Origin of the sequence: Microbacterium candidum (assembly GCF_030315975.1) — a bacterium.
GTDB classification, from domain to species: Bacteria; Actinomycetota; Actinomycetes; order Actinomycetales; family Microbacteriaceae; genus Microbacterium; species Microbacterium candidum.
Genome location: NZ_JASXSZ010000006.1, coordinates 57,877 through 70,484 on the forward strand (window position 1 = coordinate 57,877; position 12,608 = coordinate 70,484).

Here is a 12,608-nt window from a genome sequence, read left to right on the forward strand (position 1 = left end):
GCTCCTCTTCGTCGAGTGCGCCGTCTCTCGGGGCGACGGCAGTGCGCCGAGACTATGCGCGCAGAACGACGCGGCGTTCGTTCGTCCCGACGAGGCTTGCGGCGACGTTGGTGCTCCCGCACGAACCGCCTCGATCGGCACGTCTGCTGGCGTCTCCACACCGGGACGCACTTCACAGCTTCAGCATCAAGAAAGCATGTTAGATATGTCCTGAAGTGTGATTAAGGAGACGCATCCCGCCGCGTCGCCTCTCCCCGGATCCCCGAAGGGCGCGCCGTATGACGACGCAGGAAGAGTCGCGCGACGAGTTCGCCGATCTCAAGGAGCTGATGCTCGACGAGCGCGAGTATGACGCCGTCAGCTCCGGGGCCGACCAGCCGACCCGGCGCCGCCGCCGCCGGCGGGGCCTCATCATCACGGCGGTCGTACTGCTCGTCCTCCTCGGCACGCCGGCCGGGTATGCGGCCTGGGCGCTGAACGCGCCGGTGAGCTCGCCCACCGTGTCCTCCCAGCCGCCGGCGATCCCGACGCCCGCTGCCGCGACCCTCGCGCTGCCGGCGGAAGGGTCCGCCGCCATCTCGGTCGCGGGTGCCGACCAGTACCTCGGTGCGGATGCCGCAGGCATCTGGAAGACGAGCGGAGGGGATGGCCCTCGCCCCATCGCGAGCATCAGCAAGCTGATCACGGCGCTCGTCGTCCTCCACGCCAAGCCGCTCGCGGATGCCAACGACGCCGGACCCACGATCACGTGGAGCAAGGCGCAGCACGACCTGTACGACAAGTACTTCGTGATGGGCGCGACCATCTCGCCCATGCCGACGGGCAGCTCGATGTCGGAGCGCGACGCGATCTCCACGATGCTGCTCCCGTCATCGGCGAACTACGCGGACGCACTGTCCACCTGGGCCTTCGGCTCGCCGGGCGGCTATACGAGTGCGGCGAAGAAGTGGCTCGCTGCGAACGGCCTCACCCACACGACCATCGTCGAGCCCACCGGGATGAGCGCGCGCAACACCAGCACGCCGACCGACCTCATCAAGCTGGGGAAGATCGCCGCGACCAATCCCGCACTCGTCGCGATCGCGGGCACCAAGTCCCAGAACGTGCCGGGCGCAGGCGCGCTGCAGAACACGAACGACCTGCTCGGTGTCGACGGCATCACGGGCCTGAAGACCGGGAACCTCGGAACGGGCACTCACAACCTGCTGTACGCCGCGTCCCTCGACGTCGGCTCGGGCGCCCCGCTCCAGGTGACCGGAGTGATGCTCGGCGGTCAGACGCATGACTCCGTCAGCCACGACGTCAAGGCGCTGCTCGACAGCATCAAGGCCGGATTCCACGACGTCAGCCTCGCGGACGCGGGGCAGCAGCTCGGTACGTACACGACCCGATGGGGCTCGAGCGCCCGCATGGTCATCCGTGACAGCGCGTCCATCCGCACCTGGTCGGATACGCCGATCACCGTCACGATGAAGACGACGACACCGACGTCGTACCAGGACGGCGCGGTCGTCGGGAGCCTCACCTGGAAGGCCGGCTCGCAGACGGTAAGCGTCCCGGTGCAGATCGAGGGCAGCATCGCGCCGCCCACGGACTGGTGGCGGCTCACGCACCCGTTCGAGCTCGGCGGCGACTGAGGCAGCCGGCGGCGTGGATTGAACCATCCGCGCGGCCGTTTCGTGTCACACGAGGAGGACGTGTCGACCACGCGGCCGGCATCCGCTCTCCCGAACAATGACGATCAGGACCGAGAGTCGACTCACGGTCGCCGGCAGCGTCGACGACGTGTGGGGCTACCTGTGCGATGTCGGGCGCTGGGCCGAGTGGGCGCCGACGGTCCTCGCGTGCGAGGTCCGCGGAGGCGGCGTGCTGCAGGCGGGCGGCTGGATCGATCAGCGCGCGCGGGACTTCGGCTGGAACCACCGGCGCAGTGAGCGCGTGACGCTCGTCGATTCGCCCCGATCTCTCGCGTTCGCGGGCACGATGGGCACATCCGTCGCTCGGTGGGGCATGGAGTTCGCGGCCGTGGACGGCGGGCACACCGACACGATGATGTGGGTCGAGATCGACCGCGCCAATGTGATGCGCGCCATCCCCGCGCGCACGCTGGAATCGCAGGTCCAGCACACGAGCGACATCGAGATGGCGGCGATCAAGGCCGCGGTCGAGGCGGATGCGGGGGAGCCGTGACCAAGGCGGACTCCACGCGCGAGCGGCTCATCGAGACCTACCGCCGCAAGGCTCGGCACTACGACCTCGTCTCCCGGCTGTCCCCGGTTCCGGGCTATCCGGAGCACGCCCAGCGCGTCCGTGCCGTGCGGGCGCTCAATCTGCACGCGGGGGACGCCGTGGTCGAGATCGCCTGCGGCACAGGCGCGAACTTCGGGATGATCGAGGACGCGATCGGCCCGAGCGGACACCTGGTCGGCGTCGACCTCACCGATGCGATGCTCGAGCGGGCGCAGGTCCGCGTCGAAGCGCACGGATGGGGGAACGTCCGGCTCGTGCAGATGGATGCGGCCGCCTTCCCCTTTCCGGAACGGGCGGATGCGATCCTGTCCACGTACGCGCTGACGCAGGTTCCGGACTGCGGGAGCGTGATCGCCCACGGCGCGGCGGCGCTCTCGGCCGGCGGCCGGTGGGTCGTCCTGGATCTCAAGCTTCCGGAGCACGCTCCCGGGTGGCTGTCGCACCTCGGGGTCGCGGTGGTGGGGACGTCCGCATCCCTCGATCAGTGGATGGCGCGGCGCCCCTGGGAGACGATCCGTGCGGCGATGCAGGACGCGCTCCCCGAGTGCTCGTGGACCGAGCTGTGCTTCGGGACGGCGTTCCTCGCGGCCGGCTCCTCATCGGCGCTCATCCGCCGATGAGGACCCGGCCCTCCTGCGATCCGGCCGTCAGGCCGCGTCCCCGGTCCGCTGCCGTGCCAGTGCGCTGGCGCCGGTGACGACGTAGAGCGCCGCCGCGACGACGAACCCGAGGGACATGACGAACGACAGCCAGCCGTTGTTGTTCGTCATCATCGTGCCGACACCGGCGAGGAACGTGACGATGATGACGATGAATGCCCAGAGCGCGGCGTTCACGGCGATCCCGGTGCGTCGCGAGACCATCCAGACGCGGACGGACACGATGATGACGCCGATGCCGACCAGCGCGTGCAGGCCGAGGAGGATGCCGGCGATGACGCTGGCGGCGCCGGTGTTCTCCTCCGGCGTGCCGATGAGGTTGGTGCCCATTCCGAGCAGGAACTGGAGAGCGAGGGCGAGGAGCGCCTCACGGGATCGGCGGACCAGATCTTGCGGTGAGGTGGTCGGGGTGGACATGGGGGATGCCTTTCCTTCGGCGGATCGAGCCGGACATGCCCATCCTGCTCGCCTCGCTGGGCGCTGTCATGAGGCCCCAGGCGTAGCTGTGCGTACTCTCAGGGGAGTAGTCCGCGGCTGATCGGTCGGCGAAGAGGTTCGCCGTGTACTGTGCGGGGATGCCTGCGCAGAGCGACATCGTCGAGGACCGGTCGACCTGGCGGCTCCTGACCACGCGCGCCAAGGTCGAGACCGTCGTCATCTGGGTGGTGTTCGCGCTCTACGTCGCATTCCTCCTGAAGCTGCTGCTCCTCTCGCGCACACCCGGCTCCGAGCGATCGATCAACCTCATCCCGTTCGCGAGCGTCGCCGACTACCTGTTCAGCGGTTCGGCGGGAACGAGAAGATTCGCGTTCGGCAACATCGCCGGCAACGTGCTCCTCTTCATTCCGCTCGGTGCATATCTCTCCCTGCTGACGAGGATGACGATTGCGAAGACGATGCTGGTCATCGCGTCGGTGAGCGTCGCGGTGGAGATCATCCAGGGCCTGTTCGCGCTCGGCGCCTCGGATATCGACGACGTCATCTTGAACTGCCTGGGTGGGCTCCTGGGGATCCTGCTGTTCGTCGTGCTCCGCGCGGTCCTACGGGGTCGCAGCCGGGCGCGCACCGCGATCGCGGTGCTGTCGGTGCTCGCACTGCCGGTCCTGTATTACTTCCTGTTCGTCATCCGGCTCCGCATGTGAGCGACGTCCGGCGAGGTGAGTGGCTCAGCCCTGCCCGGGCCGCCCCATGAGCCTCCGCCCGGGACCGTCGGGCAGACCGTCGTCTTCGTGAACGCGCCGATCTCGGCACGGATCGCGACGCCGCTCGGGGTGCGCGCGATCGTGTAGTCGCTTTCACCCGCGATCGCCTCGTGCGACACTAACTACATCGTTCATAGGAATCGAGTGGCCATGTCGCCGAAGCACAGGCTGTCCTTCTCGCTCGTCTCGATGTCTGTTCTCCTCTTGGCCGGCTGCGCGGCGACGACGCCCGATCCAGCCACGGAGGGCGGTTCGCGCACGCCTTCCACGCCCAGCGCTCCGGCGGCATGCGAGAAGTACGCGAGCAGTCCGCTGCCCGCTGTGGCCGGCGGCGAGCCCATCGTCGGGGCGGCCTCGCGCGCTGAGCTGCCGGCCGGCGTGGTGTTGAGCCCGGGGGTGCAGGTGGTGGCCTCCACCGAGCATCCGGGGATGTACGACGCGATCGTGCACGCGTGCAGCCTGCCGCTCACCCGCGCGAAGCTCATCGCCATCGGGGACGTCGTGGCAGCCGCCCTCAACGCCGATCCGTCGCGCACGACGCTGTCGACGCTGACGCTGCAGTCGTGGGTGCAGATCGGCACCGACGCGGCAGCGGAAGATCCGAACACGCCGTCGATCGCCCTGGACTTCCAGACCTACGCGCAGACGTCGCCCGACTCGATCCCGGAATCGTCCTGGCGCTGACGGGCGTCGCTACGATTCCGCGGAGGCGCCGCGGCGGCGGAGGTCTTCGGCGAACATGACGATGATGCCGCTCGGACCGCGCACGTAGGTCAGCTTGTAGACACCCTCGTAGTCGGCGACACCGCGCAGCGGGTGGCATCCATGCTTCGCCGCGATCGCAAGGGCCTCGTCGATGTCGTCGACCGCGAAGGCGACGCGGTGCATGCCGATCTCGTTCGGGAGCGTGGGCTCCGTCTCGATCGCGTCGGGGTGGATGTACTCGAAGAGCTCGATCCGGCCGTGCCCGTCGGGCGTCTGGAGCATTGCGATCTTCGCGTGATTGCCGTCGAGCCCGACCGCCGTGTCGGTCCACTCGCCGCTCACGGTGTCGCGCCCGACGACCGTGAGTCCGAGGTCGGTGAAGAAGGCGATCGTTGCGTCGAGGTCGCGCACGGCGATGCCGACGTTGTCCAGTCTGATGGCCATGCCGTGCATGCTACCCAGGGTTCCGCGGCATCCATCGCTCGCGTCGGCCATAGGTTGGAGGGATGACGTCGAATGCGGATGACATCGAGGTGCCGCTCCTCGGCGGCGACGTCACCGAAGGGGTTGTGCGGGTCGGCGACACCGTCCGTCGGCCCGTGAGCGGAGCGTCCGACGCTGTGCGCCGTGTGCTCGGCCACCTGGAGTCGGTGGGATTCGCCGGCGCCCCGCGCTTCCACGGTGTCGATGCGAAGGGCCGCGACATCCTGGATTTCGTCGACGGGGAGGTCGCCGGCCGCCCGTGGCCGGAGTGGGTTGCCGATCCCGAGCGGATCGCCGGGGTTGCCATGCTGGTGCGCGCATACGACGACGCTGTCGAGTCGCTCGGCGTGCCCGACTGGGCGACGGAGTTGCGCCATCCGGACCCTCCCGGCATCCCCGCATCCATCGCGCCTCGGCCGACGCTCGTCGGCCACCTCGACGTGACGCCGGAGAACGTGGTCTTCCGAGAGGGGAGAGCGGCCGCGCTCATCGACTTCGACCTGATACGTCCCGCGACCCGTGCGGAGGAGGTCACCAACGTCCTGCTGTGGTGGGGCGGGTGGATGCCGGTCGACGATCGTGAGCGCGCGACCCGGGATGTCGACCCGGTCGCGACCGGCACGCTGATCGTCGACGCGTACGGGCTGGATGACGCGGCGCGGGCCGTGCTGGTGGAGCTCGCGATCAACCAGGCCGATCGCTCGTGGTTCCTCATGAAGTCGCGCGCCGAGACCCTTGGCGGCGGATGGCAGCGGATGTGGGATGACGGGATCGGCGACCGCATCCGGCGTCGAGCGCAGTGGCTGCGCGACAACGCCGAACGGCTGGAGCGCGCTGTCCGCGGGTGAGAAGCTCTCGGCGGGTCAGCGCACGGGGAGGCCCGTCGGGAATCCGTCGATGCTGACGGCGTTGCGTTCGCGTTGGTAGCTCTGGAGCCCTTCGGGGCCCCTGTTCATGGCCCACGAGTCCATGAGGGTGCGCTGCTCGGCGTAGTCGAAGAGCGGCACGCCGAACCCGCAGGAGGTCTGCACGAGGTCGACCTCCACGTCGAAGATGTTGCGCGCGCCGCGCATCGGCGGGAACAGCGCGATCAGCTCGTCCCATCCGGGTTCGCCTTCATGGATGGTGCGTGCCGTGCCGTACAGGCGGAGGATGAGGGGCTTCCCCTCGAACGCGCAGAACATCAAGGTCATCCGGGGCGTGTCCAGCAGGTGCGCGGCGGACTCGTTGCCGCTGCCCGTGCCGTTGAGCCACACGACGCGGTTCGGCCCGAGGACCCGGAGCGAATCGAGGCCCTTCGGCGACACGTTGACCCGCCCGTCGCGCGCGGCCGTGCCGACGAAGAACATGTGCTGCTGCGCGATGAACTCGCGGAGGCGGTCGGAGATCTCGTCGTACTGCGTGGCCATGGGGCCATCTTCGCAGGCGATGCGGTCTGCCCGTTTCAGTCGTCCGCGAGCTTGAACGCGAGCTCGGTCGCCCACTCGTTCATGTCGACATCCGGCTCACTGAGGTAGATCTCGAGGCGGCAGGCCCACCTGCGGCGCGACGATAGCGGTGCGCTCGGTTGCGATCTGCCATCGATCACGCGTGGATGGCGGCTGCTCTGCCATGCTTTCGCCATGGCCACGAACCCTCGGCCGCCCGCCGCAGCACGCTGGTGGGGTCTGTTCGCCGTCGTGATCGCGTCGGTGCTCCTCGCGCCCGTCATCGGTGTGGGCTGGTGCGACGATGCCGTGCCAGGCGGGACTTCGTCGTGCGGTGGGTATCAGCGCTCGATCGTGGGCATCGAGACGAACGTGTGGATCTGGCTCGCTGCGATGCTCATCGTGGTGCTCGGCACACTTGTGGCCATCTGGGTCAGGTGGCGCCGCGCTCGGCGCTGAAGTGTGGCGCTCGCGGCGTCCAGCGTGCGATCGTGGAGCGTTCCGAACCTCGTGTCGTGCACCGGAGGTGCCATGAAGCAGATCGTCCTCGTCGGCCGCGGAGGTCCCGAGAAGCTCGAGGTGCGCGAAGCCCCCGATCCTCGACCCGGCGCGGGGGAGGTGCGCATCCGCGTGCGCGCGAGCGGGATCAACTTCGCCGACATCCTCGCGCGGCAGGGTCTGTATCCGGATGCTCCGCCCTTGCCGACCGTCGTCGGCTACGAGGTTTCCGGCACGGTGGACGAGGTCGGAAGCGGTGTGGATGCGAACTGGATCGGAAAGGATGTGGTCGCGCTGACGCGCTTCGGCGGCTATTCCGATGTCGTCTGCGTGCCCCGCGCGCAGGTGTTCGACAAGCCGGACGCGCTCTCGTACGAGGAGGCCGCCGGCATCCCCGTGAGCTACCTCACGGCCTGGCAGCTGCTCGTCGTGATGGGCTCGCTCAAGCCGGGCGAAACGGTGCTGATCCACAACATGGGAAGCGGTCTCGGGCTCGCGGCCATCGACATCGCGCGGCACATCGGAGCCACGATCTACGGCACGGCCAGTGCGGGCAAGCATGCGTTCCTCCTCGAGCGGGGAGCGCACGAGGTCATCGACTACCGCACGACGGACTGGTCGGTCGAGGTCGATCGCCTCACGGAAGGCAAGGGCGTCGCGCTCATCACCGACCCGCTCGGCGGCAGCCACTGGAAGAAGAGCTACCGAGCGCTCCGCGCGACCGGCCGGCTCGGCATGTTCGGCGTATCGACCGCGAGCTCGTCCCGGCTGCCGGGGTCGCTGCGGCTCGGCAAGGCGGCGGCCGGCATGCCGCTGTTCCACCCGGTGGCGCTGCTGAGCGCCAACAAGGCGGTGTTCGGTGTGAACCTCGGGCACATGTGGGGCGAGTCGGACATGGTCGCGGGGTGGATGTCGACTCTGTTGGATGCCGTCGACGACGGGTGGGTGCGTCCGCATGTGGACAGAGCGTTCGCGTTCGACGACGTTCGAGACGCCCACGCGTACATCGAAGATCGCCGGAGTGCCGGCAAGGTGGTGTTGACGACATGACTGGCCGCAGCCGATGCTCGCCGCGGCTTGCGGCGTGCGCTTGACTGGGACGATGCTGATCGACCGCATCCAAGACCTCGTCCGCGAGCACTACGTCTTTCCCGACATCGCCGCCGCGATCGCCGACGGCCTCGACGGGTTCGCGGTGGACGAGACCGACGGCCCGGCGGCGGCGGAGGCGCTGACAGCAGCCCTGCAAGAGGTCAACGGCGACCGGCATCTGCGCGTGCGCTACTTCCCGGCGCCGATCGCACCCGAGCCGGACCCGCGCGAGGTCATCGCCGAGCTGGTGCGCGAGAACGGACCGGGTGTGACCGAGGTTCGCCGCCTCCCCGGCAACGAAGGACTGCTCGCGATCGGGCCGGTGATCCCGACGGGGGAGTACGCCGGCCCGGCCATCTCGGCCGCGCTGACGCTCCTGCAGGGTGTGTCGCCGTTGATCATCGACCTGCGCGGATGCCTCGGCGGTGTCCCCGAGACCGTGTCGATGATCGTCAGCCACCTGACCGGCGACGAGCCGGTGCACGTGCAGGACCTGGTGCGCCGCGACGGCGGTGTCACGCAGTTCTGGACCGCGACGTTCGTCTCACCGAAGGTCGATCCCGACATCCCCGTCTACGTGCTCACCAGCGCCCGGACGTTCAGCGGCGGTGAGGAGCTCGCCTACGACCTGCAGGCGCTCGGCCGCGCCATCGTCGTCGGTGAGCGGACCGGCGGCGGTGCCCACCCGCGTGAGGATTTCGAGCTCACGCCTCACCTGCAGCTGCACGTCCCGACTGCGCGCTCGGTGAACGCCGTCACGGGCGCGAACTGGGAGGGGGTCGGCGTGGTCCCCGACATCGCGTGCGCCGCAGTGGATGCGCTCGACGTCGCCCTGAATCATGCAGGAACGGATGCGACGACGAGCGGCGCATAAGGCGCGACGTGACCCGCATGAGTCCTGACGATCACGTCTCGCGGGCGCACTGACGGCACCGCCTCCGCGTCTAGGCCCACCCGAGTTCGCGCAGGCGCGCGTCATCCAGCCCGAAGTAGTGCCCGATCTCGTGCACGAGGGTGATGCGCACGCGCAGCCGGAGGGCGTCGAGATCCGCGCTGTGCTCCTGCATGTTGTTCTTGAACAGGGTGATCCGGTCGGGGAGCTCGCCATAGCCGTACACACCGCGGGTCTTCAACGGACGTCCGCTGTAGAGCCCGAAGAGCCGCGGCCGCTCGCCCGGAGGCTGATTCGCGATGAGGATCGCGACATTCTCGAGACCCCTCACCATGTCGTCGGGCAGGGCGTCGTACTCCTCGCCGACCATCGCCTGGAAGTCTGCGTCGGAGATCTCGACCATGGCACCTATTGTGCGTGCCGCCGGAAGGCGCGGGGCCGATCGCGCTCGCGCATCTCGGTCGTCGGCTCCCCGCTCTCGCCTCCTCAGGCGGCCGGATCCTGCAGGCCGGCGGAGATCAGGTCGGCGAGCGTTGGCAGGTCGGCGGCGTCGGCCGCATCGGCGGGTGCCTCTGCGAGCTCGGGAGGCGCGGGCGCATCCGGCGCGATGTGGTCGTGCAGCGTCGGGGTCATGATGATCGCCACCCAGGCGGTCGCTGCAGCCCGGAGCCGGTGTGCGGCGATCGGATGAAGGATGCTGGCCCGCAGCACCTGCTCGACGAGGCTCTGCAGCTGACGGCGATAGTCGCGCAGACTCGCGTGCACCTCGGGATGCGTGCGCTGCTCGCGCCAGACGATGACGCGCCGTACGGCTGACTCCTCTTGGAGGCGGCGCAGCACGCGAGAGACGTTGAGCAGGGCGCGCGCTGGGTCCCCGCGGGCGATGAGTGCGGTGATGTCGATCGGGTCGAGCTCGAGCCGCTCTCCGACCAGTGCCCGCAGGAGATCCGTCTTGCTGGGGAAGTAGTAGAACAGAAGCCCCTTCGGCACACCCGCGGAACCGGCGATCGCGGCCGTCGGCGTGGCGTCGAAGCCGCGCTCCGCGAACAGGCGCTCCGCCGCATCCAGGATCAGCGCCCTGCTCTCCCGGCTTCTGGTCATGGCGACTTCCTCACAAGCGCGACTGGGACGGCGGCTCAGCCGTCATCCCAGTCTCTCGAACGACGAATCAGTGCGGGAGGGACTTGTCGTGCGCGTGCATGGCCGGTCTGATGGCGATCGCCGCGACGATCGCCGCGACCGCGCCGCCGATCCAACTGACCCACGCGGGCCCCATGTTCCCTCCGCTCGCGTACTGGCCGATCCACGGCGCGATGACGAGCAGGATGCCGAGCGCCAGCTGCACGTATTCGGTGGCGACGAGGCCGGGCATGGCCAGGTTCACGACACCGGAAGCGATCAGCAGGATGCCGAGTGTGAGCATCCACGCCATCGAGGCGCCGACGTGCGGCAAGACGAACGTGGACAGCGCGACGACGAGTCCGACGCCGACGGCCACCCAGTCCTCCCAACGCATCCACTTCTTCATTCGACTCTCCCTCCTTCGAAAGGTGATGGCTCCCGATTCGGGGGTCGACTCAACGGTATGCCTGACTGACCGCCCGGTCAAGATGCTTCCGGCGGCGCCCTCGGCGGTTACCTTTGATGGATGTCGAGAAGCTGGCTGACGTCGCGAGCCGACACGACGAGATCCCGGTGGGCTGTCGCAGGTGCAGTGGTGTTGGCGGTCACGTTGACCGGTTGCACCGGCGGGTCGTATTCCACCGACACGGCCAGCACACTTCAGCACGGGGTGCTCGCGGTGGCGCAGGCCGCCGACGCGAATGATCTGGCGGGCGCGAAGGAGAAGCTCGCCGCTCTGGAGCGGTTGAACAACGCCGCGTTCGGCCGAGGTGAGATCAGTCGCGTCCGGCACGACGCGATCACGGCGTCCATCGCGACGATCCGCGCCGATCTTTCGCACCTGTTGGACCAGGCCGCGCAAGCCCGCCTGCAGCAACAGCTCCAGCAGATCCAACAGCAGCAGGAGGATCAGCAGAACCGGAACGGGAAAGGGAAGAACGGCAAGGGCGACAACGGGGACGGAGGCTGAGCGTGACGCAGACGAGGAGACTCCAGCGCAACCGACCCGCGGTCGGCGGACTGGTTGCGGGCCGGTACCGGATCACCGACATGATCGGCCGCGGAGGAATGGCCGAGATCTATCGGGCGACCGACGAGACGCTGGGCCGCGAGGTCGCGTTGAAGATCTTCCGCCCCGAGTACGCGTCAGCCGACGACCTCGATCGCCAGCAAGGGGAGGTGCGCCTCCTCGCGCGGCTGTCGCATCAATGCCTGGTGACCCTCTTCGACGCGATCGCGGATGCGGACGGACGCGCTGTCCTCGTCCTCGAATTCGTCGCGGGATCGGACGCCCGACACCGGCTGCGACATGGGCCGATCGACCAGGCGGCTGTCGGAGCGATCGGAGCCGACATCGCACGTGCGCTGGGATACATCCACAGCCAGGGCGTGATCCACCGCGACGTCTCGCCGGCGAACATCCTGCTGCCGGAGTCGGATCATGCCGTCGCCGCCAAGCTCACCGACCTCGGCATCGCCCGGCTCGTCGACGCGGCGAACTTGACAGCCACCGGATCCGTCATCGGAACGGCCAGCTACATGAGTCCGGAGCAGGTCGCCGGATGGGGCCTCACGCCCGCCACCGACATCTACTCGCTCGGACTGGTGCTCCTGGAGTGCCTCACGGGGCGCCGCGAATTCGAGGGCAATCCGGTCGAGGCGGCCTCAGCGCGACTGGCCCGCGACCCGGAGATTCCCGTCCGGCTCGGCTCGCCGTGGTGGGAGCTCCTGCGGGCCATGACAGCCCGCGACCCTGCGCGACGTCCCACTGCCGAAGAAGTCGTCAGCCGTCTGAGCCGACTGCCGGATCAGGCCATAGTGCCCGATGCCGATGCTCCGGTCGATGATCTGGCGACCATCCGCTTGCTGCTGGGGGCCGAGTCCGATGACGGGGGATCCACCCGCGCGACTCTCATCATGCCCGCCCCCGACCCCGCTCCCACGCCGACTCGGCGAATGGATCACGCGGCATCCGTCGCCCCCAGACCACCGAGGTCGCGGACGATGGTCCTGGTCATCGGCCTTCTGGCAGCCGTGGCCGGCGGCATCATCGCCTTCATGGCCCTCACCGCCACGACCCGGTCGGCACCCGATCCGGTCAGCAGCTATCCCGCGGTCAGCGGTCAATTGGGCGAGCATCTCAAACAACTCGAGCACCAGGTCTCCACCGGCACCAAACCCTGACCGGGGAGAACGCGACCGGTGGATCCGCTTCGGTGAAGCACAAGGATCGCCTTCTGCCGTGCGGTGGTCGCTGAAGATCCGGATATGGCCCTGG

At 68.7% G+C, this 12,608-nt stretch carries 18 protein-coding genes; 11 read left to right on the forward strand and 7 right to left on the reverse strand.

Annotated elements, in window-relative coordinates; all coding sequences use genetic code 11:
* Positions 1–278 precede the first annotated feature (278 nt).
* From QSV35_RS16680 to QSV35_RS16690, 3 genes are all read left to right on the forward strand, one after another.
* Positions 279–1,637 (forward strand): D-alanyl-D-alanine carboxypeptidase family protein, encoded by a 1,359-nt coding sequence (locus QSV35_RS16680; protein ID WP_286289954.1) that lies wholly within the window; start codon positions 279–281, stop codon positions 1,635–1,637.
* 97 nt (positions 1,638–1,734) lie between these two features.
* The gene (locus QSV35_RS16685; RefSeq protein WP_286289955.1) at positions 1,735–2,190 is read left to right on the forward strand and encodes an SRPBCC family protein; all 456 of its coding nucleotides are present in this window, start codon (positions 1,735–1,737) and stop codon (positions 2,188–2,190) included.
* Positions 2,187–2,870 (forward strand): class I SAM-dependent methyltransferase, encoded by a 684-nt coding sequence (locus tag QSV35_RS16690; protein ID WP_286289956.1) that lies wholly within the window; start codon positions 2,187–2,189, stop codon positions 2,868–2,870. The genes QSV35_RS16685 and QSV35_RS16690 overlap by 4 nt, the downstream gene beginning before the upstream one ends.
* Positions 2,871–2,897: 27 nt before the next feature.
* On the opposite strand, the gene QSV35_RS16695 is transcribed toward QSV35_RS16690, so the two are convergent.
* On the reverse strand, positions 2,898–3,326 hold the full coding sequence (locus QSV35_RS16695; RefSeq protein ID WP_286289957.1) for a hypothetical protein: 429 nt from the start codon (positions 3,324–3,326) through the stop codon (positions 2,898–2,900).
* A 158-nt stretch (positions 3,327–3,484) separates the two neighbouring features.
* Here QSV35_RS16695 and QSV35_RS16700 point away from each other — a divergent pair, with 158 nt between their 5' ends.
* Positions 3,485–4,051 (forward strand): VanZ family protein, encoded by a 567-nt coding sequence (locus QSV35_RS16700; RefSeq protein WP_286289958.1) that lies wholly within the window; start codon positions 3,485–3,487, stop codon positions 4,049–4,051.
* Positions 4,052–4,242: 191 nt separating this feature from the next.
* On the opposite strand, the gene QSV35_RS16705 is transcribed toward QSV35_RS16700, so the two are convergent.
* Positions 4,243–4,527 (reverse strand): hypothetical protein, encoded by a 285-nt coding sequence (locus QSV35_RS16705; RefSeq protein WP_286289959.1) that lies wholly within the window; start codon positions 4,525–4,527, stop codon positions 4,243–4,245.
* Between the two features lie 13 nt (positions 4,528–4,540).
* Between QSV35_RS16705 and QSV35_RS16710 the strand changes: the two genes are divergently transcribed.
* Positions 4,541–4,795: a hypothetical protein gene (locus tag QSV35_RS16710; protein ID WP_286289960.1), complete on the forward strand. Its 255-nt coding sequence runs from the start codon at positions 4,541–4,543 to the stop codon at positions 4,793–4,795.
* Positions 4,796–4,804: 9 nt separating this feature from the next.
* Here QSV35_RS16710 and QSV35_RS16715 read toward each other — a convergent pair whose 3' ends face one another.
* Positions 4,805–5,260, reverse strand: coding sequence for a VOC family protein (locus QSV35_RS16715; RefSeq protein WP_286289961.1), 456 nt, complete (start codon positions 5,258–5,260; stop codon positions 4,805–4,807).
* Between the two features lie 62 nt (positions 5,261–5,322).
* Between QSV35_RS16715 and QSV35_RS16720 the strand changes: the two genes are divergently transcribed.
* A complete protein-coding gene (locus tag QSV35_RS16720) occupies positions 5,323–6,147 on the forward strand; it encodes a phosphotransferase (RefSeq protein ID WP_286289962.1) in 825 nt (274 codons plus the stop codon).
* Positions 6,148–6,162: 15 nt separating this feature from the next.
* Here QSV35_RS16720 and QSV35_RS16725 read toward each other — a convergent pair whose 3' ends face one another.
* Entirely contained in the window at positions 6,163–6,708 is a 546-nt protein-coding gene (locus QSV35_RS16725; protein WP_286289963.1) for a pyridoxamine 5'-phosphate oxidase family protein, read from the reverse strand.
* A 213-nt stretch (positions 6,709–6,921) separates the two neighbouring features.
* On the opposite strand from QSV35_RS16725, the gene QSV35_RS16730 reads away from it, so the two are divergent.
* The 3 genes from QSV35_RS16730 (at position 6,922) to QSV35_RS16740 (ending at position 9,190) form a co-directional block, all read left to right on the forward strand.
* Positions 6,922–7,185: a hypothetical protein gene (locus QSV35_RS16730; RefSeq protein WP_286289964.1), complete on the forward strand. Its 264-nt coding sequence runs from the start codon at positions 6,922–6,924 to the stop codon at positions 7,183–7,185.
* 72 nt (positions 7,186–7,257) lie between these two features.
* A complete protein-coding gene (locus tag QSV35_RS16735; RefSeq protein WP_286289965.1) occupies positions 7,258–8,274 on the forward strand; it encodes a synaptic vesicle VAT-1 family membrane protein in 1,017 nt (338 codons plus the stop codon).
* A gap of 52 nt (positions 8,275–8,326) precedes the next feature.
* Positions 8,327–9,190, forward strand: coding sequence for a S41 family peptidase (locus QSV35_RS16740; protein WP_286289966.1), 864 nt, complete (start codon positions 8,327–8,329; stop codon positions 9,188–9,190).
* 70 nt (positions 9,191–9,260) lie between these two features.
* Here the strand turns inward: QSV35_RS16740 and QSV35_RS16745 are convergent, their stop codons facing one another.
* From QSV35_RS16745 to QSV35_RS16755, 3 genes are all read right to left on the reverse strand, one after another.
* Positions 9,261–9,611, reverse strand: a complete 351-nt coding sequence (locus QSV35_RS16745; protein WP_286289967.1) for a metallopeptidase family protein — start codon at positions 9,609–9,611, stop codon at positions 9,261–9,263.
* Between the two features lie 83 nt (positions 9,612–9,694).
* Positions 9,695–10,309: a TetR/AcrR family transcriptional regulator gene (locus QSV35_RS16750; protein ID WP_286289968.1), complete on the reverse strand. Its 615-nt coding sequence runs from the start codon at positions 10,307–10,309 to the stop codon at positions 9,695–9,697.
* Positions 10,310–10,376: 67 nt separating this feature from the next.
* A complete protein-coding gene (locus QSV35_RS16755; RefSeq protein ID WP_286289969.1) occupies positions 10,377–10,736 on the reverse strand; it encodes an SPW repeat domain-containing protein in 360 nt (119 codons plus the stop codon).
* A 120-nt stretch (positions 10,737–10,856) separates the two neighbouring features.
* Here QSV35_RS16755 and QSV35_RS16760 point away from each other — a divergent pair, with 120 nt between their 5' ends.
* Entirely contained in the window at positions 10,857–11,300 is a 444-nt protein-coding gene (locus QSV35_RS16760; RefSeq protein ID WP_286289970.1) for a hypothetical protein, read from the forward strand.
* A 2-nt stretch (positions 11,301–11,302) separates the two neighbouring features.
* Positions 11,303–12,514, forward strand: coding sequence for a serine/threonine-protein kinase (locus QSV35_RS16765; protein WP_286289971.1), 1,212 nt, complete (start codon positions 11,303–11,305; stop codon positions 12,512–12,514).
* Positions 12,515–12,608: the final 94 nt, after the last annotated feature.